The 19,665-nt window shown below is 33.4% G+C and carries 14 protein-coding genes; 9 read left to right on the forward strand and 5 right to left on the reverse strand.

Annotation, left to right across the window (positions count from 1 at the left end; genetic code table 11):
- Window positions 1-57: 57 nt before the first annotated feature.
- On the forward strand, window positions 58-3,435 hold the full coding sequence (locus tag ACP15M_RS06255; RefSeq protein WP_425076329.1) for a gliding motility-associated C-terminal domain-containing protein: 3,378 nt from the start codon (window positions 58-60) through the stop codon (window positions 3,433-3,435).
- A 4-nt stretch (window positions 3,436-3,439) separates the two neighbouring features.
- On the opposite strand, the gene ACP15M_RS06260 is transcribed toward ACP15M_RS06255, so the two are convergent.
- Window positions 3,440-4,168 (reverse strand): hypothetical protein, encoded by a 729-nt coding sequence (locus ACP15M_RS06260; protein ID WP_425076330.1) that lies wholly within the window; start codon window positions 4,166-4,168, stop codon window positions 3,440-3,442.
- A gap of 104 nt (window positions 4,169-4,272) precedes the next feature.
- Here ACP15M_RS06260 and ACP15M_RS06265 point away from each other — a divergent pair, with 104 nt between their 5' ends.
- From ACP15M_RS06265 to ACP15M_RS06300, 8 genes are all read left to right on the forward strand, one after another.
- Window positions 4,273-4,920 carry a thymidine kinase gene (locus ACP15M_RS06265; protein WP_425076331.1) on the forward strand — a complete coding sequence of 216 codons (648 nt, stop codon included), beginning with the start codon at window positions 4,273-4,275 and terminating at the stop codon, window positions 4,918-4,920.
- The gene (gene alr / locus ACP15M_RS06270) at window positions 4,913-6,022 is read left to right on the forward strand and encodes an alanine racemase (protein WP_425076332.1); all 1,110 of its coding nucleotides are present in this window, start codon (window positions 4,913-4,915) and stop codon (window positions 6,020-6,022) included. The genes ACP15M_RS06265 and alr overlap by 8 nt, the downstream gene beginning before the upstream one ends.
- Before the next feature lie 87 nt (window positions 6,023-6,109).
- Window positions 6,110-6,511, forward strand: a complete 402-nt coding sequence (gene mscL, locus ACP15M_RS06275) for a large conductance mechanosensitive channel protein MscL (RefSeq protein WP_425076333.1) — start codon at window positions 6,110-6,112, stop codon at window positions 6,509-6,511.
- Window positions 6,512-6,637: 126 nt separating this feature from the next.
- Entirely contained in the window at window positions 6,638-7,627 is a 990-nt protein-coding gene (locus ACP15M_RS06280; protein WP_425076334.1) for an aspartate-semialdehyde dehydrogenase, read from the forward strand.
- Between the two features lie 206 nt (window positions 7,628-7,833).
- Window positions 7,834-8,925: a hypothetical protein gene (locus tag ACP15M_RS06285; protein ID WP_425076335.1), complete on the forward strand. Its 1,092-nt coding sequence runs from the start codon at window positions 7,834-7,836 to the stop codon at window positions 8,923-8,925.
- 28 nt (window positions 8,926-8,953) lie between these two features.
- Window positions 8,954-12,220: an FG-GAP-like repeat-containing protein gene (locus ACP15M_RS06290; RefSeq protein ID WP_425076336.1), complete on the forward strand. Its 3,267-nt coding sequence runs from the start codon at window positions 8,954-8,956 to the stop codon at window positions 12,218-12,220.
- Between the two features lie 97 nt (window positions 12,221-12,317).
- The gene (locus tag ACP15M_RS06295) at window positions 12,318-14,735 is read left to right on the forward strand and encodes an FG-GAP-like repeat-containing protein (RefSeq protein WP_425076337.1); all 2,418 of its coding nucleotides are present in this window, start codon (window positions 12,318-12,320) and stop codon (window positions 14,733-14,735) included.
- A gap of 71 nt (window positions 14,736-14,806) precedes the next feature.
- Window positions 14,807-15,718, forward strand: coding sequence for an ABC transporter ATP-binding protein (locus ACP15M_RS06300; RefSeq protein WP_425076338.1), 912 nt, complete (start codon window positions 14,807-14,809; stop codon window positions 15,716-15,718).
- Between the two features lie 37 nt (window positions 15,719-15,755).
- Here the strand turns inward: ACP15M_RS06300 and ACP15M_RS06305 are convergent, their stop codons facing one another.
- The 4 genes from ACP15M_RS06305 to accC all read right to left on the reverse strand — a co-directional run bounded on the left by ACP15M_RS06305 (window position 15,756) and on the right by accC (window position 19,611).
- On the reverse strand, window positions 15,756-16,214 hold the full coding sequence (locus ACP15M_RS06305; RefSeq protein ID WP_425076339.1) for a 3-oxoacyl-ACP synthase: 459 nt from the start codon (window positions 16,212-16,214) through the stop codon (window positions 15,756-15,758).
- The gene (gene mtgA, locus ACP15M_RS06310) at window positions 16,201-16,905 is read right to left on the reverse strand and encodes a monofunctional biosynthetic peptidoglycan transglycosylase (RefSeq protein WP_425076340.1); all 705 of its coding nucleotides are present in this window, start codon (window positions 16,903-16,905) and stop codon (window positions 16,201-16,203) included. The genes ACP15M_RS06305 and mtgA overlap by 14 nt, the downstream gene beginning before the upstream one ends.
- Window positions 16,906-16,914: 9 nt before the next feature.
- The gene (locus ACP15M_RS06315) at window positions 16,915-18,024 is read right to left on the reverse strand and encodes an NAD(P)/FAD-dependent oxidoreductase (protein WP_425076341.1); all 1,110 of its coding nucleotides are present in this window, start codon (window positions 18,022-18,024) and stop codon (window positions 16,915-16,917) included.
- A 237-nt stretch (window positions 18,025-18,261) separates the two neighbouring features.
- Window positions 18,262-19,611 (reverse strand): acetyl-CoA carboxylase biotin carboxylase subunit, encoded by a 1,350-nt coding sequence (gene accC / locus ACP15M_RS06320; protein ID WP_425076342.1) that lies wholly within the window; start codon window positions 19,609-19,611, stop codon window positions 18,262-18,264.
- Window positions 19,612-19,665: the final 54 nt, after the last annotated feature.

Raw genomic sequence — 19,665 nt, forward strand, 5'->3', positions numbered from 1 at the left:
TAGTCTATATTAACACACCCATTATTAGAAATTGATATCTAAAATACAAATCAACCAATGCTTAATCGGTATTTCCTTTTTCTTTTTTTATTTATCACTTCTTTTTATTCTGAAGCACAAAGCACAGATTTAGCTATTTTAGTAGAAGCACAAAACACTAGTGATGTTGATGTGTCTCAAGTTCATATTTATCAAGAATTTCAATATATAATCACCATACTTAATTCTGGAAATGCAGTTAATAATGCAACCTTTACACAAGAGATAAACCCTAATATAGATGTCATTTCTTATACTTATCAAAATGCCACTAGTGGTGCAGGAATTGTTACCAATTTTAATCTAGATGATACTACAAATACCTTATCTGGAACAGTAACATCATTGCCAACAAACTCCAGCATTGAGGTAAAAGTGACTGTAATTGCGCCAACTTTTATAGGAGGCATTGCAACTAATGCTTCAGTATTTCCGCCTAATGATGTCATAGATATTGATGACACTAATAATACATCAATCATTTCTATAGATGTCACAGATATTGATATTGATTTTACAGTAGCTCTTAATCAAATTTCACCAAGCGAAGGCACTCCAATAAATGCTTGGGGAGACGAAGTAACTTATCAAGTAACAATTAGTCATTATAGCAGCATTGCATTTCCTTTAGATGGTTTTATAATGAATATGATTAGTAATCCTGTAGAAAATGGAGAACCTCTTATTCAAGTGCAATCTTTAGACTGTGTAGCAACAACCAATGGCGCTATATGTCCTAATGACCTTCCTTTCTCAACAAATGTGATTAATCTAGAAAACACTTCGGAAGCTTTTGTGTTTGGAGAAGAAATTGTCTTTCCTGTTAACAGCTCTATAACTTTTGAAATCGTTGTTAAATTTCTTGAAGGTGATTGTGCAGAAAATCCCGATGTTATAAATATCGAAAGTCTTATAGAACTTCAATTAAGTCATGATAATATCTCTCCAAACGAATCAAATATTGTCAACACACCTTTATTATCTCCTGAAGCATGTTTACTTACAGATTTGGTAATTGAAACTGAAGTCATTCAACCTACAAGTGGAAGCATTAATGATTGGAATGACTTAGTTGTTTTAGAAACTGTAGTTACTAACTTAGGAACTTTTGACGTTCCTATTCGGTTTTTTCTTCAAAATTTGACACCAGCAATTGGTACTTGGAATTTGATAAGTGTGACTTGCACAGGAACCACAGGATCAATAGATTGTGACGATCTTTTTTTTAATATAAATAGCGAATTCTGGAGCACTTTAAATTTTGATATTCCTGCTGGAGCTACCATTACTATAGAAACCGTTTTAAACTACATTGAACCTGAATGCAATCCGAATCCTATTTTTTCAACTTCTCAAATTAGAAGTGCGATAAATATTCTTAATGATGATATTATAGACATCGACTACAGTAATAATTTTGATGATGATTATGTAACCCTTATTCCTGTTGAAAAATGTCCTTCTTCAGATTTAACCGTTACAAAAACACAAATAGATCCTCTATTACCTATTGGTAGTTCAGATCAAAATCCGATGCCTTGGGGAAATGTTACCTATGAAATTACTGTAAGTAACATTGGTGACGAAGATACCTTTATGAGTCTTATAGATGTACATGCAAATTCTGGTTTTAATGCTATTGGAATATTAAGAAGTGTAGAATGTGTTGCTGCTTCTGGAGGAGCATCTTGCGGAACCATTTCTATTCAAAACATTGATGTTGAAATTGAATCGTCTGCAAGCGAATCTACTTTTTGGGAAATAACTGAAGATGATAACTGGCTAATGCCTGCAGGATCTTCAGTAACTTTTAGAACGGTTCATTCCTGGATTCCAGATTGTAATAATGAACCTATTCCTGTAATCAATAATGTTAATGTCGCTTCTTATGGAGGAGCTTTTGATGACAACTACACAAACAATGGGTTTAGCGTAACTACTTATTTTACTCCTTGTGTTGATTTAATTATTCAAACGTTTCCTTCTTCACCAATAATTCCTGTAAATTCTACATTTAATTGGGTTGTTGATATTACTAATAGTAATACAAGTTCTACAGCAATTGATGCCGCATTCACTAATACTTTAAATCCTGCTTTTACAATTGTAGGCAATCCAACGTGTCAAGTTCAAACAGGAACAGCAAGCTGCATTACAAATTTTAATGTGTCTGGTTCAACCATCACTGGAACAATTCCTTTGCTTGAAGCTGGATCAACAGTTCGTGTTTTAATTCCTGTAATGGCTCCAAATTTTGGAGGTGTTTTTAACAATGCTGCTGATGTATTTCCAAGCGCTATAAATAATGAAGAGCTCACACCAGAAACCAATAGTTCTATTAGTAATGCACAAGTCGTAGCTCCAACGCTTACCAAAAATTATATGCCAGACACTATTTTTTCAGGTTTTGAAAGCACACTAACATTTACTGTTCATAATCTTGCTAATAATCCAGCACAAACAAATATTTCATTTACAGATAATTTAGGAACAGAGTTACGCTTAGCGAGTCTTCCAAATTGGGTTAATTCCAATGGTTGCACTGCTACTTTTATAGGAAATATAGGAGATAATTTTGTTGGATTAACTAACTTAACTTTTCCTGAAGGTGTTGAAAGTTGTACGTTTTCAGTTCAAATTACATCAGACACGCTTGGAAGTTATTTAAACAACAACTCAAACTTTAGCAATCAAAATAACATTGATACCACACAAACTGAAGCCACACTTAATGTGATTGAAGACACCTCAAATGTTGATATTGAAGTGTTGAAGTCGGTCTCAGAAACGTCGGTACATTTAAATGACATTATTGATTTTACAATTACTGCAACTAATATTGGCACAACAACCGCTACACAAATTGAAATTTTAGAACAGTTACCTTTTGGTTATCAATATCTTTCTCATGTAACCACAGCAGGAACTTATGATGAATTGTCTTCTGTGTGGAGTTTGTCTTCGTTAGATTTTAATCAATCTGAAAGTTTAACGCTTACTGTTCGTGTGATTTCTTCAGAAGATTTGCTAAATATCGCTGTTTTAAATGAGGTAAATGAAGTGGATAGAGATGATACAAATAATGAAGCTTCCGCTGAAACTTCAGTGAATAATTGTTTAAAAATTCCTCAAGGTATTTCACCTAATAATGATGGTTTTAATGATGTATTAATAATTCCTTGTTTGGAGTTATATCCAGAAAATTCCATTAAAATCTATAACCGTTACGGAACACTTGTATTTTACAATAAAGGTTATAAAAACAATTGGAATGGTCGCGCAAATCGAGGATTTCCTAAGAGTTCAGAATTACTTCCTGTTGGAACTTATTTTTACATCTTAGACATTTCTGAAAACATAAAGCCTATAATTGGTTGGGTGTATTTAAACTATTAATTTATTAAGCAAACTTGCCTTCAATAATTTCCATAAATCGAGTGGCAATCTCCTCTTTTCCAGACCAATTATTATAATCTGGTTTTACAATGTCATTAATAAATCGAGTGGCATCTTCAAAAGATTGTGTGGTGTTTAATTGAGAAATGACACGATCGTAATCTTCTGTTTTACCATCAAACAGTTGTTTTATAAAAGCAATTTTATCATTCAATCCAATATTTAAAGCGCCTTTTTTAAGTTTATCATTTAATGATTTTTTTGCATTAGCTTCAGAAACAGGTTCAAACTCTGGTATGTTTTCAAAACCTGCTGTGATATCTTCTAAATGTGCTACTGGAGTTTCATTTTCTACTACAATAGTATCTACGATATCATCAACTTGTTGAGATTCTTGCGGCATTTGAGCGACCATGTCCTTAATTTTATTTATCGCTGGTTCGAAAATGTGATCGTCCTCTTTTTCATCGAGATTGACATAGATTCTATCTTCAATTTCAATATTATCGCTCACTTTATTGTTAAATGCTGTATCTAACATCCCAAAAAATGAAGAGTTACTTCCAATAGTAGGAATATCGCCTTCAAAATTTTCATGCGCAAACTTTAGAACACTCAATTTTTCATGTAAAGCAGAAACTTCAGCATGCATCTTAGCAACATCCTCCTTGCCTTTAAGTTTTAAAATTCTGTGAGCAATGCTTACTAAATCAGATTCTAACTTCTTCTTCATAACTTTTTAAATTTAAAACGAATTTATGCGATTGATTTTTAATAAATTTACGCCACCTTTACGGAAAACGACCAAACGGTTTGTTTTAGTGTTAAAATTACAAAATGTTTCTTGAAAATACAGTAAATCATAAAGAACAATTTGGATGGATTGAAGTTATTTGCGGTTCAATGTTCTCTGGTAAAACAGAAGAATTGATTCGCAGACTAAAACGCGCCAAATTTGCAAGGCAAAAGGTTGAGATCTTTAAGCCTGCAATTGATGTGCGTTACGATGAAGACATGGTAGTGTCTCATGACGCTAACGAAATTAGATCTACTCCTGTTCCTGCTGCAGCCAATATTCCTATTTTGGCCGACGGTTGTGATGTAGTTGGTATTGACGAAGCTCAATTTTTTGACGATGAAATTGTACGTGTTTGTAATGACCTTGCCAATAAAGGAATTCGAGTTATTGTTGCAGGATTAGATATGGATTTTAAAGGCAATCCCTTTGGTCCAATGCCAAACTTAATGGCAACAGCAGAATATGTCACAAAAGTACACGCCATATGTACTCGTACTGGTAATTTAGCACAATATAGCTATCGAAAAGCCAAAAGTGATAGCCTTGTTCTTCTTGGTGAAGTTGACGAATATGAACCTTTAAGTCGTGCTGCATTTTACAAAGCCATGCTTCGAGATAAAGTAAGAAATATGAATGTTAACGATGTCGAAGAGGTAACGACCAAAAACAATAGTTCTGATGCCTAAAGCACAAGACACTATACTTGAAGTAGATTTAAAAGCACTCAAACATAACTTCGAGTACATAACATCTAAAACACAAAAAAGCACAAAAATACTAGCCGTCGTTAAAGCATTTGCTTACGGAAACGATGCCAATACTATTGCTAATTATTTACAAGATTTAAAAGTTGATTATTTTGCTGTTGCTTACGTGTCTGAAGGCGTTGCACTTAGAGATGCTGGTATTACGACTCCAATTTTAGTGTTGCATCCTCAAGCTTCAAACTTAAAAACACTAATTGAAAGGTGTTTAGAACCAAGTTTGTACAATGCTAAAATTTTAAATGAATTTATTGCTGTTGCTTCAGAAAGGAAACAAACTAATTATCCTGTTCATATTAAATTCAATACAGGTTTAAACAGATTAGGATTTAGGAATGATGAGATTGATTACATTATTTCAAAATTAGAAAAAACAGATGCCATAACAGCTAAATCTATATTTTCACATTTAGCTGCTAGCGAAGATCTTTCAGAAAAAGAATTTACGCTTCAACAAATTGAAAGTTTTAAAGGAATTGCTGAAGAGTTTTCTAAAAGAATCGGTTATCAACCTATGCTTCATATTTGTAACACTTCAGGAATTTTAAATTATCCTGAAGCGCATTTAGATATGGTTAGAACTGGAATTGGATTATATGGCTTCGGAAATTCAGAAAAAGAAAACAAAAACTTAAAACCCATAGCAACATTAAAATCTGTAATCTCTCAAATTCATCAAATTGAAAAAGGAGAAACTGTAGGTTATAATAGAGCTTACAAAAGTGAATCGTTTACAAAAACAGCAACAATTCCTATTGGTCATGCCGATGGTATTGGCAGAATTTATGGCAATGGTAAGGGTTTTGTTTTTATTAATAATAAACCTGCTGCTATCATAGGTAATGTGTGTATGGATATGATTATGGTAGATGTTACAGACATAAATTGCAGCGAAGGTGATGAAGTGATTATTTTTGGCAAACATCCACACTCAGCAAGTGAGTTTTCAAAAGCTGCTGGAACAATTTCTTATGAAATTATCACTTCAATTTCTGCTAGAGTTAAGCGTGTTTTCTTAACATAGTTTAAAAACACACTTGTTATTTGTGACTTTTTTACTAAATTAGAGTCTAACAATTTAGTATTAACTAACTAATAAACACTAAACATTATGCTTAAAGAATTTAAAGAATTTGCCATGAAAGGCAATTTGGTAGACATTGCAGTAGCATTTGTAATGGGTGCCGCATTTAACAATGTTGTAAAATCGTTTACTGGTGGCATTGTTTCTCCCTTAGTTGGGCTCATTTTTGACACAGATTTCAAAGCCTTGAAATATATTATTAAAGAAGGAACAGCTAATGAAGCTGGTGAAGTTGTTGGAGAAGTTGCTGTGCTTTATGGAGATTTCATTACTAACTTACTAGACTTTATTATTGTAGCTTTTGTAATGTTTATGATGATTAAAGGCATCAATAAAACAAAGAAAAAAGAAGAACCTGCTCCAGAAGAACCTGCAGGACCTTCAGATAATGATTTACTGACTGAAATTCGAGATTTATTAAAAAAATAAAATAGCTTACCGCTACATTACATATTTTTAATCTTAACCACCTCAGCAATTGAGGTGGTTTTTTTATACTTTTTAGATTATAAAAATGAATAAATACCTACTTTTGTTTAACAAAATTGAATGGTAATGAAAGTAGCAATAGTTGGAGCCACTGGTTTAGTTGGTCAGGTCATGTTAAAGGTTCTTGAAGAGCGTAATTTTCCTGTTTCAGAATTAATTCCTGTAGCTTCCGAAAAGTCTATAGGTAAATTAATTACATTTAGGAATAAGGACTATAAAATTGTTGGCATACAAGAAGCTATTGATAGCAAACCCAATATTGCTCTGTTCTCTGCAGGAGGAAACACCTCTCTAGAATGGGCTCCAAAATTTGCTGAAGCAGGTATTACAGTAATTGATAATTCTTCAGCTTGGCGAATGGATCATTCTAAACAATTAGTTGTACCAGAGATTAATGCTGACAAGCTAACTTCAACCGATAAAATAATTGCAAATCCAAATTGCTCAACCATTCAAATGGTCATGGCTTTGGCACCTTTACATAAAACATACAAAATCAAACGTATTGTAGTGTCAACTTATCAATCTATTTCAGGAACAGGAGTAAAAGCTGTAAAACAATTAGAAAACGAAGCTGCAGGAATTAAGGGTGAAATGGCCTATCATTATCCTATTCATCAAAATGCAATTCCACATTGTGATGTTTTTGAAGACAATGGTTACACCAAAGAAGAAATGAAATTAGTACGTGAAACTCAAAAAATATTAGACGATCGCACCATTGCTGTTACTGCAACAGCTGTAAGAATTCCAACAGCTGGAGGACATAGTGAAGCTGTAAATGTTGAGTTTGAAAATGATTTTGACCTTTCAACAATAAGACAGTTATTAAACAACACTAAAGGTATTACTGTACAAGATAATATTGATGTAAACATTTACCCAATGCCAATTTATGCTCATGGAAAAGATGATGTATTTGTTGGTAGAATTCGTCGAGATGGCTCACAACCAAATACATTAAACTTATGGATTGTAAGTGATAATCTTCGCAAAGGAGCAGCAACTAATACCATTCAAATAGCAGAATATTTGTTAGATCAAAATCTATTATAAAAAAACAGCTAAAAACAATTAGGGTTTTTTGTGGTGAGATTGTTATAAAGTAGAGAGGTTTGATAAACTTAGACTTTTTTGTCCTAAATCGTCTAAAACAAAGACAAATAAGTGTCCTTGTTGTCTGAAAAAAAGAGTATTACATCTAATTATTTGTACATATTTTAATATAAGTAATTATATTTACTCTCCAAATTTTACTATTGATGTTTAAAATTTACTTAAAATCATTATTAATTGTTGTCTTGATTGTGTCAATACAGTCTTGTGCAAACGATGATAGTAGTGATGATTATGTGCCTATTGAAGAAGAAACAGTTGTATATAATCCTGATGAAATGCCTTATGCAACTTTATCAGAGTACAATTTTTTTCAAGGCGACTTAAAAAATTTAGAACCTGTTTCTGGAGTTTTGCCTTATAATTTAAATTCTCCTCTGTTTACAGATTATGCGCATAAAAAACGTTTTGTGTGGATGCCAGAAGGATCAATAGCAAGTTATAATAGTGACCACACACCTTTAGATTTTCCCGTAGGAGCAATGCTTATAAAAAACTTTTATTATGACAATATCATTCCTTCTGGAGATACAAAGATTATAGAAACACGTTTAATGTTTATGACTGATGACGGTTGGGATTTTGCAAATTACGTATGGAATGAAGAACAAACCGAAGCTTCTTTTACAACCAATGGTAGCTTTGTTGGTTTTGATTGGATTGATGATGATGAAACTCAAAAGTCTGTCAATTATCGCGTTCCTTCTCGTAATGAATGTTTTTCGTGCCATAATAAATTTGGAACACCAGTACCTATTGGTCCTAAACCTCAAAATTTAAATAAAGAATATAACTATTCTAATGGCACACTTAATCAGTTAGACAAATGGATTGAAGTTGGTTATTTAGAAGATAATGTTCCTTCAACTATTGTTTCAACAGTTGATTGGAGTGATGAATCTCTTCCTTTAGAACTTAGAGTTCGTTCATACTTAGATATTAACTGTGCGCATTGTCATTCTGAAGAAAGTTACTGTGAATATCGTCCGATGCGATTAGCGTTTAATGAAAATAATGATGATACCAATAAAGGTGTTTGTGTTACACCAGACACTCAAATATCTCCTTTAACACACATTATTGCAAAAGGACAAATTGATAAATCTGTTTTACATTTCAGAATTAGTTCTACAGAAGAACAATATAGAATGCCTCTTTTAGGAAGAACACTTCAACATGTTGAAGGCGTTAGACTTATTGAAGAGTGGATAAACTCCTTAGATGGAGAATGTGAATAATTAAACTAAAAATTTGAAAATAAATATTATGAAAACAAAATTACTCTTACTAACTATCGCTCTTACAGCATTTAGTTTTCAAAATTTTGCTCAACCTGCAAATGATATTTTTTCAGGTGCAATTCCAATTACACCTGCTGCTGATGGAGATGGTTGTGCTAATTCTTTTTTCCTTCCGTTTTCAACAGATGGCACCACAGATAGTGGTGTACAAGGGTCTTGTAGAGCTTCAGGTTTAGATCAATTTTTTACTTGGACTGCCACTACTTACGGATTATACTTTTCATCTCAAAACCCAGGAAACCCAGGAATAGTAGTATATAATTCAACAGGTACAGTAGAAATTGCTTGTACAGACACCTTTGCTACTGAAACGATAGGAGGATGGAATATTGGAGATGATCTTGTTATTCAAATTTATGATTTTGAAGGAACAGGACTTTCTGATGTGGCATTCTGTCTTGAAGCAACAAACAATACTCCTGTACCTACTCCTGTGACATTTACATCTAGTTCTTCAGGAGCTTCAGGATCTTACAGATATGGTTGTGTAGATATGGATGGTGATCATTTAGACGACCTTGTATCAATTTCGTCTACAAATGTTAATATTAGAAAGCAAAATGCTGGTGGTGGATTTACTACACAAGATATTACTACAACTAATGCTAATTATCTTCCTTCATGGAGTTTAGCTGCAGCAGATTATAATAGAGATGGTTATACCGACTTACTTTATGGTGCTGGAAATGGTGTAACATTTATGAGAAGTGATGGTACTGGAAATGGATTTACCGAAGTATCTGGACCTCAAGATGTGTTTTCACAACGTTCAAATTTTGTTGATATTAATAAAGATGGAAATTTAGATGCATTTGTTTGCCATGACGTAGCTCCTAATGTTTATTACATCAATGATGGAAGTGGAAATCTTACATTTAACCAAGGAGGTTTAGGTGATTATTCTTCTGGAGGAAACTATGGTTCTATTTGGATTGATTATGATAATGATAGAGATTTAGATATGTTTATCGCTAAATGTGGTGGAGAGACAGCTAGAAGAATGAATCAAATGCATACCAATGATGGAAACCAAAATTATACTGAAAATGCAAGTGCTATTGGTTTAGCAGATCCTATGCAAACTTGGTCTGCTGCTTGGGGAGATTTTGATAACGATGGTGATATGGATGTTTTTGTTGGTGCAAGTTCTGGTAGTCATAAGCTTATGAGAAACAACCTTATTGGAACTGGTACTATGGACTTCACAGACATTACTGCTGGTTCAGGTATTAGCGCATTAACACTTACTTCTACTGAGACTGTCACATACGATTTTGACAATGATGGTAATCTTGATTTAGTTTCTGGAGGAAACTTATTATTTGGTGATGGAAACATGAATTTTACAGTCCATACCGATGTATTCCCTGGAGCTGGAGCATATGGAGATATAAATAATGATGGTTACATTGATGCTTTTAACTCTGGAAGTATTTATACAAATAATAAAGAAACAAATAACAATTGGATTAAAATCCATACTGTAGGAACAACAAGTAACATCGATGGTATTGGTGCTCGTGTTGAAATTTACACTGATAGTGGTAAGCAAATTAGAGATGTAAAAAGTGGTGATGGTTTTAGATATATGAGCTCCATGAATACTCATTTTGGTATCGGTTCAGATACAAGCATATCTCATATTACGATTTACTGGCCAAATTCTGGGTGTGAAACATTTTTAAACCCTTCTATTAACCAATCATTTACAGCAGTTGAAGGTTCTGGTGTACATTGTGATCTTGCTGTGTCTCCTGTTGTTTACTTAGAAGGAGCTTCTTTAAATCCAAATTCTGGAGAAAACGACTTAATGCGTGATGATTTACGCCTTAATGGTTGGCTAACTTCTAATGCTACAACTAGCCCTTATGCTGATGGCTTAACAACCAATGCTACTGTGTTTGATACTACTGGATCTGATGCTATTGTCGATTGGGTTTTTGTTGAACTTCGTGATAAAGACGACAATACTTTAATTATAGATTCTCAATCTGCTCTTTTACAGCGTGATGGTGATGTTGTTGATGTAGATGGTGTTTCTCCTTTAAGTTTTGAACAAGAACAAGACAGGTATTATATTGCTATAAAGCATCGTAACCATATTGGTGTGTTGAGTGCTAATACTTATTTCTTAAGTCCTTCAAATACCGTTTTAGACCTATCATCAAGCTCAAATGCTGTTGAAGGCACAAACAATGCTGTAGTTGCTTTATCTAATGGTAAATTTGGTATGTACTCTGGTGATTTTGATGCTAACCAACAAATACAAAATTCTGATGCCAGTGGAGTTATCCAACTTATTGGTGGCTCAGGATATAGTAATGCTGATATAGATATAAATACACAAATACAAAACACTGATGTGAATACGTTAATTAACCCAAATATTGGTCGTGGTCAACAATTTCAAAGATCAGGAGCCGAACAATTAGCGGCAAATATTACCTTATCATTTGCTAATGCCCAAATTACAAATGATGGTAGCGACTATTATTATGAAGCTGATATTTTAATTGCTTCTACTGAAGATTTTTATGTAGGTTCAGGGCAAGTTTATTTTGACTATAATACATTAGCATTTGGAGAAAATATCTCTTCAAATAATGCCATTGAGTATAGTCAACCTACTAATTCTATTTTAGGTGGTAATTTTGCTACGCTTCCTGCTTATAAAGATTTTGTACAAAACGACAATACAGTGTCAAGAGTATCACTCTCATTCCAACAAAATTTCTCTGAATCTTTTATATCAAGTAATATTCCAGATATTCAAATAACATCAACACCTAAATTATTATTTCATATTAAAGTCAAATATATCGATGCTGGTGAAGATGCTAATATATGCTTCTATAATGATGGAGTATTTCAAGATCAATTTTTTACAGCGTGTGGTGGTTCAGGTGCTCCCGATTGTACAAACAGTCCTGGTGAGCAAATAACTGATGATAATTATGATTGTTCTGCTGCTAGCGTTGGTACATTAAGCTTAAATTCTTTTGAAACGAATTCTTTAATTTTATATCCTAACCCTGTAAACAATACTCTTTATTTTAAAGGTAATACTGAAAATATTACGAAAATAGATATCTTTAATATAAATGGACAATTGGTAAAAACAGTAGGCACAAACTTTAGTAAAATAGATGTTAGTCAATTAGATACAGCTGTATATTTATTAAAAATTCACTCTACTGATGGAACAAGTACAAAAAAATTAATAAAAAATTAGTCCTTAATAAAATTATTCGATTAAAAACCCTCCAAATAAGATTTGGAGGGTTTTTTTTATTATTTTTAGAAACTATTTACCTAATCCATAAATAATTATGAAAAAAATTACATTAATAGCATTTCTTACAGTGTACTGTGTCTCGTTTGCTCAGGTATTAAATAAACCTGCAAATTGGCCTAATAGCAATTGGACTGTTACAGGTTCATATGATGCTAGTCCAGACATTTTTACTAATAATCCTACTGACGATTCATCAAGCTTTTCTTATGATGAAGATGAAGCTGGATCAAATTCTATAAACAATATCGCTTTAGAGTCTAACACCATTGATTTAACTACAGCTCATACAGCTGGCGAGACTTGGGTATATGTTACTAGTTCTTATGTTTTAAACATTTTTCAAAATGAAGAGTTAAGAATCCAATACTGGGATAATGATGCTGGAATTTGGCAAAATTTTGGAGATGTACTATCTCAAACAAATGGTGCTCCAACATCAAATTTTTGTAGTGGTAATGCAGAACCGGTTAGTGAAATCTTAAATATAGCTTCCTTTACAGCATCTCAGCTCTCAAATTTTAAATATCGAATCTTATATGATGATATGGGATCTTATGGTTGGGGTGTCTGTTTTAATTCACCTACATTACGATCTGAAACACCTCCTGCTTGTCCAAATATCGACAATTTATATGTAGCCTTTGTTTCAGAAGATGGCGCAAATGTATATTGGAATGCTGGAGATGTAGAAACCTCTTGGGAAATTGTTGTTCAAGTCTTAGGCACAGGAACTCCTTCTGGATCAGGAACAACAACCTCAACAAACAACCCTCATGTTATCTCTGGATTAACTGAAAACACCTCATACGAGATTTATGTTCGTGGCTATTGTGGTGGCTCAGATTACAGCAATTGGATTGGACCCGTTAATTTCACAACTTTAATTCCATCACGAGTTAATTTCTCACAACAAAATATGGGAATTAGTGGTTATGATCTAACCGTCGTAGATATGAATGGAGATCATTTAGACGATATTGTATCTGTAACTTCAACTAATGTGAACATACATTATCAATTAGCTTCTGGAGGTTTTAATGAAGTAGATATTTCAACTCCTAATGCTGATTTTTTACCAGGTTGGAGTATGGCTGCTGCCGATTTCAATAAAGATGGTCACACAGACTTACTTTATGGTTCTGGAAGTGGTGTGACATTCATGAAAAGTGATGGAACAGGAAATGGCTTTACTGAAATTTCTGGTTCAGAATATGTATTTTCACAACGCTCTAACTTTGTTGACATTAACCAAGATGGTAATTTAGATGCTTTTGTTTGTCACGATGTAGCTCCAAACGTATATTATATAAATGATGGATCTGGTGATTTAACATTCTACCAAGGTGGCTTAGGAGATTACGATTCAGGAGGTCATTATGGTTCTATTTGGATTGATTACGATAATGATAGAGATATGGATATGTTCATCGCTAAGTGTGGAGGTGAAACCGCTAGAAGAACTAATGTGATGCTTACCAATAATGGTGATGGTACTTATACTGAGAATGCTAGTGCTTTAGGTCTTGCAGATCCAATGCAAACTTGGTCTTCTACTTGGGCAGATTATGACAATGATGGTGATATGGATGTCTTTGTTGGTGCTAGTTCTGGTAATCATAAACTAATGCGCAATAATGGCAACAGTACTTTTACAGATGTTACATCTGGAGCTGGAGTAAGTGGTGCTCCTAATGGACATGAAAATGTTAGTTATGATATAGATAATGATGGTTATCTAGATATTTTATGCAATGGAATGATTATGTATGGTAAAGGTGATTTAACTTTTGAAGATGCTGATGATACACAAATCAATTATAAAAATGGAGCTTTAGGCGATTTAAATAATGATGGATTTATAGATGCATATTACAATGGTAATATCTATTGGAATCTTACTACAGATAACAACTGGATAAAAATCAACACAGTAGGTACTGCAAGTAATATTGATGGTATTGGCGCACGAGTTGAAATTTATACAAGTAGTGGTACTCAAATTAGAGACGTAAGAAGTGGTGAAGGCTTTGAATATATGAGTTCTTTAAACACACATTTTGGTATTGGTACAGATACTGAAATATCACACCTAGTCATTTACTGGCCAAATTCTGAATGTGAAGTGTTTTTAAATCCTCCAATTAACCAATCGTTTACTGCTATTGAAGGTTCTGGTGATGGATCTTGCGAAACATTAGGTGTTGATGATAATGAATTTGCTTCAGATTTTATTTTATCTCCTAATCCAACTAAAAATGTACTGAACATTACAACTGGATTAAATTTAGACAACGCTATTTTCAATATTTTTGATATTAGCGGAAGACGTATAATGGCAGATTCGTTAAATAATTCTAATACAATTGATGTTTCACAATTATCTGCTGGTAATTACATTATAAGTATTATTTCAGATAACACTATCAGAACACAAAAGTTTATAAAACAATAATAAGCTCTCAATTAAAATTACAAAAACCGTTATATTAAAATATAGCGGTTTTTTTATAGTACTTTTGTTCTATGCTTCACGTTAAAAACCTATCCTTTAGCTATAACAAAACCAAAATTTTAGATAACATCTCTTTTACAACTGGCTTAGGTGAACATATTTCTGTTATAGGCGAAAGTGGTTCTGGTAAAACCACATTATTAAAGCTTCTTTATGGTGAATATGACTTAGACAGTGGTCACGTTTTTTGGAAAGATGAAGAAATTCTTGGTCCAAAATTTAATCTAGTCATCGGTTACGATTTTATGAAGTATGTAGCTCAAGAGTTCGATTTAATGCCATATACTTCAGTTGAAGAAAACATAGGTCAGTTTTTGTCTAATTTTTTTCCAAAGGAAAAAAAATCACGTACCAATGAATTATTAGATGTTGTTGAGTTAACTCCGTTTTCTAAAACTAAAGTAAAATACTTGAGTGGTGGACAAAAACAGCGTGTTGCTTTAGCACGAGCTTTAGCCAAACAACCAGAAATTCTTTTACTTGATGAACCGTTTAGTCATATAGATAACTTTAAAAAACAGTCCCTTAGACGTCGTGTTTTTAAATACTTAAAAAAGAAAAACATTACTTGTGTTGTTGCTACACATGATAAAAATGACGTTTTAGGATTTGCTGATAGAATGATGTTTCTAAATGAGACCAAAATTGAAACTATAGACACGCCAGAACACCTCTACAGAAACCCAAAAACACCTTTAATTGCTTCGTTTTTTGGGGAGTTTAACGAGATTGATGGACAAATAGTTTATGCCAATCAACTACAAATAGTTGAAAATTCTAGCATTAAAGTAAACGTTATAAAAAGTTACTTTAAAGGAAGTCATTATTTAATTGAAGTAAGTTATAAAAATGACGTTTTATATTTTGAACACTTTAAAGAGCTTTCTGAAGGATCTATAGTTTATATAGATATCAATAAATAACTTATCGGTTAGCTAATACAAACGAATCCAATAGAGTCTATCTTACTTCAATAACATCAAACTCTTGACCTCTAAAGGTAACTTTATCTTCTTTTTGCTTTCCTAATAACAATTTGGCAATTGGTGTATTTGTAGAAATAGCATAAAACACCTCATCTTTAAATTTAAGTTCTCCAGCACTTATAGCGATAAAATAATTAAATTTAGTTGTGTAGACAACACTTCCTAAGCTGACTGATTTAGATCTATTTGCTGTTTCAATTTTTAAAAGTACCTGATTTAATTTCTGAATTTCTGCAAGTTGCTGTCCTGCTTTTTCTCGTTCTAACTGAAGCATTGCACGACCAGTTTCATGCTTATCTCCTGCAGAACTTTTGGTTTCTGAATTAAGTGACACTTGAATTTCATCAATTGTTTTTTGAATCGCCTGTAAACGGTAATTTACAAACGATTGACATCCATCAAATAATACCTGCTTCAATTTATTTGTCATCATCTCGTTTTGGGTACATTAGTGGTCCGTAAAATTGCATCTGTTTTATAATCCATGATTTTCTGCGTTCAATATAACTCGTTGAAGGCTTTGCCTTATAACTTAAAGGGTTTGGCAAAATGGACGCAATTGCTGCAGCCTCATACTTAGTTAATCTTGAAGCTGGTTTATTAAACCAGTAATATGAAGCTGCTTCTGCACCATAAATACCAGGACCCATTTCTATACTGTTAAGGTACACTTCCATGATACGTTCTTTACTCCAAATCAATTCAATTAAAAAAGTAAAATACGTTTCAAAGCCTTTACGTAACCAACTTCGATGTGGCCAAAGAAAAACATTTTTAGCTGTTTGTTGAGAAATGGTGCTTCCTCCTTTTATCCTTTTACCCTTTTTGTTGTTCTCGTAAGCTTTTTCAATAGCTTTAATATCAAATCCATGATGCGTCACAAAATTTTGATCTTCACTACAAATAACCGCTAATTGTAACTGTGTAGAAATCTCTTCTAGAGGAACCCAATCGTGTTGCCATCCATTTTTTTGGCTTTCGGCTTGTTGAGTGTTTCTAATTACCATTAAAGGCGTCATTGGCACTGGAACCCATTTAAAAATTAGAACCACAACCACAGACATTACAATGAACCAAAACACAGTTTTGAGAAGAAACTTTAAAAAACGTTTTATGAATTTCATTGCTAATATTTACAATAAATTGGCTAATTCTTTTCCTACCAAACTTCCTATAGCAACTCCCATTCCTCCTAAACGCACACCACAAAACACATTATCACTCAACGGTTCTACGATGGCTTTTTTTTGGGCTCCAACTCCCATAATACCACTCCATCGATGGTCTATTTCAAAAGGAGTTTCTGGTAAAATCGTGGTTTTTAAAAGTCGTTCTAATTCATTCTGAATTAAATCTGTTTGATTAAATTCGGTAGTTTCTTCACCTTTAAAATCAAGGTTTCTTCCTCCTCCAAATAAAACTCTATTGTCAATGTTTCTAAAATAATAATAGCCTTTATCTACATGAAACGTACCTTTAATCTGTAAATTATCTATAGGTTTCGTAATTAAAACTTGAGCACGAGCAGGTTTTACTTCGGAAATATCTAAAGTTGAAGCAAATCCGTTAGTAGCGATAAACAATTTTGAGGTTTCAAACTCAAATAGGTTAGTTTTAATGCTCACTGAATGTGTGCTTTCTGAAAATTTTTCAACAGTTATATTATTAAGTATTCTAATTCCTTTTTTTAGGGCTAAATGCATCAATGATGCCATCATTTTTCCGGTATCGATTTGCCCTTCAAACTGATTTACAGACAATTCACTTTGACAATTCTGAAATCCAAATGTATTAGATTCAAAACGAAATACATCTGTGCTGAACAAAGGTTTTAAGAACTTATTCACGTGTTCTTGCTTCGCTTTGCATTCCTCTAATAAGTTGTCAGATTTTGAAAACAATTCATAGCCTCCAAACTGTTGGTAATTGATAGCTTTGTCTCCTAATGTACTTCGTAATAGTTGTAAACCATCAATACGTTTTTTAATTAAATGAAACACCTCATCTTGAGAGTGTGATTTCAAATCATCTATGATTTCACTTAAACTTCCAAAACAGGCAAAACCTGCGTTTTTTGTACTTGCGCCTTGAGGCAAAATGCCTTTTTCAAGAATCAATATGTTTGATTTAGGAAAACGCTGTTTGAGTTGTAATGCACAGCTTAATCCAACAATGCCACTACCAACAATAGTAAAGTCTACATTGGATAGCCATGATTTTATTTCCCAATAGGATAGGTTCAAAGTGTTAGGTGTTAGGTGTTAGGTGTTAGGTGTTAGTAAAAATAGGTAATGTAAATTTTAATGCAAAGGAATACCTGTTAAGGATAGAAGCGATATCCTTTTTATTGTTAAAGATATTTCGACTACGCTCAATATGACAATAAAAAGATTTAGCGGATAGCCTGACCCTTTGTAGTGAATACGGAAAAGGGAAACAGCATAAAAAAACTCCGAAATATAAATTTCGGAGTTGTAATATTAATCTTCTTCAGGTTGAATTTCGAAATCTTCCATGAATTTGGTAGTATAATTACCTGCCAAATAATCTGGATGCTCCATTAATTGTCTGTGGAATGGAATGGTTGTTTTAATCCCTTCGATAACGAATTCATCTAAAGCACGTTTCATTTTGTTTATCGCTTCTTCACGTGTTTGCGCTGTAGTAATCAATTTTGCAATCATTGAGTCGTAGTTAGGCGGAATCACATAGCCAGCGTAAACATGAGTGTCTAATCGCACACCATGACCTCCTGGAGCGTGTAAAGTAGTAATACGTCCTGGAGAAGGTCTAAAGTCGTTAAATGGATCTTCGGCATTGATACGACACTCGATAGAATGTAAATTTGGCGTGTAGTTTTTACCTGAAATTGGCACACCAGCAGCCACTAAAATTTGCTCACGTATTAAATCGAAATCAATCACTTGTTCAGTAATTGGATGCTCTACTTGAATACGTGTATTCATTTCCATGAAGTAGAAGTTACGATGTTTATCTACAAGGAACTCTACAGTTCCAGCACCTTCGTATTTAATAAACTCAGCAGCTTTTACAGCAGCAAGTCCCATTTTTTTACGTAGAGCAGGTGTCATAAAAGGTGAAGGCACTTCTTCGGTTAACTTTTGGTGACGACGTTGCACAGAGCAATCACGCTCTGATAAATGACAGGCTCTTCCTGTAGAATCACCTACAATTTGAATTTCGATATGACGTGGTTCTTCGATGAGTTTTTCCATGTACATGTCGTCATTGCCGAAAGCAGCTTTAGATTCCTGTCTAGCAGAATCCCAAGCGTCTTTTAAATCTTCTGGTTTCCAAACCGCACGCATTCCTTTTCCACCACCACCAGCTGTAGCTTTTAACATAACAGGATAACCTGTTTCTTTTGCAATTTTTTGACAAGCTTCAAAATCTTCAATAATTCCATCACTACCAGGAACACAAGGCACACCAGCTGCTTTCATCGTTGCTTTAGCTGTGGCTTTGTCTCCCATTTTGGCAATCATATCTTCGGAAGCACCAATAAATTTAATATTGTGTTCTTCACAGATTTTAGAAAACTTAGCATTTTCAGATAAAAAACCATAACCAGGATGAATGGCATCTGCATTAGTAATTTCTGCTGCTGCTATTACGTTTGATATTTTAAGGTAAGAATCTGCACTGGAAGGTGGTCCAATACATACGGCTTCGTCAGCAAACTTTACATGTAAGCTTTCTGCATCTGCTGTAGAATACACAGCAACCGTTTTTATTCCCATTTCTTTACAGGTTCTAATAACACGTAGTGCTATTTCTCCTCTATTGGCAATCAATATTTTTTTGAACATAACTTTTGAGTTTAAGCGTTTATGGGTTTGTCTGCTTAAAGTCTAAATACGATA

Origin of the sequence: Psychroserpens sp. S379A (assembly GCF_049800755.1) — a bacterium.
In the GTDB taxonomy this organism is placed as follows: Bacteria; Bacteroidota; Bacteroidia; order Flavobacteriales; family Flavobacteriaceae; genus Psychroserpens.

What these genes read in the sequence shown, in the direction of transcription:
- mscL (WP_425076333.1), top strand. Translation starts at nt 6,110, where the DNA reads ATGCTTAAAGAATTTAAAGAATTTGCCATGAAAGGCAATTTGGTAGAC.
- ACP15M_RS06260 (WP_425076330.1), bottom strand. Translation starts at nt 4,168, where the DNA reads ATGAAGAAGAAGTTAGAATCTGATTTAGTAAGCATTGCTCACAGAATT.
- ACP15M_RS06290 (WP_425076336.1), top strand. Translation starts at nt 8,954, where the DNA reads ATGAAAACAAAATTACTCTTACTAACTATCGCTCTTACAGCATTTAGT.
- mtgA (WP_425076340.1), bottom strand. Translation starts at nt 16,905, where the DNA reads ATGAAATTCATAAAACGTTTTTTAAAGTTTCTTCTCAAAACTGTGTTT.
- ACP15M_RS06265 (WP_425076331.1), top strand. Translation starts at nt 4,273, where the DNA reads ATGTTTCTTGAAAATACAGTAAATCATAAAGAACAATTTGGATGGATT.
- ACP15M_RS06280 (WP_425076334.1), top strand. Translation starts at nt 6,638, where the DNA reads ATGAAAGTAGCAATAGTTGGAGCCACTGGTTTAGTTGGTCAGGTCATG.
- accC (WP_425076342.1), bottom strand. Translation starts at nt 19,611, where the DNA reads ATGTTCAAAAAAATATTGATTGCCAATAGAGGAGAAATAGCACTACGT.
- alr (WP_425076332.1), top strand. Translation starts at nt 4,913, where the DNA reads ATGCCTAAAGCACAAGACACTATACTTGAAGTAGATTTAAAAGCACTC.
- ACP15M_RS06285 (WP_425076335.1), top strand. Translation starts at nt 7,834, where the DNA reads ATGTTTAAAATTTACTTAAAATCATTATTAATTGTTGTCTTGATTGTG.
- ACP15M_RS06255 (WP_425076329.1), top strand. Translation starts at nt 58, where the DNA reads ATGCTTAATCGGTATTTCCTTTTTCTTTTTTTATTTATCACTTCTTTT.
- ACP15M_RS06300 (WP_425076338.1), top strand. Translation starts at nt 14,807, where the DNA reads ATGCTTCACGTTAAAAACCTATCCTTTAGCTATAACAAAACCAAAATT.
- ACP15M_RS06295 (WP_425076337.1), top strand. Translation starts at nt 12,318, where the DNA reads ATGAAAAAAATTACATTAATAGCATTTCTTACAGTGTACTGTGTCTCG.
- ACP15M_RS06305 (WP_425076339.1), bottom strand. Translation starts at nt 16,214, where the DNA reads ATGATGACAAATAAATTGAAGCAGGTATTATTTGATGGATGTCAATCG.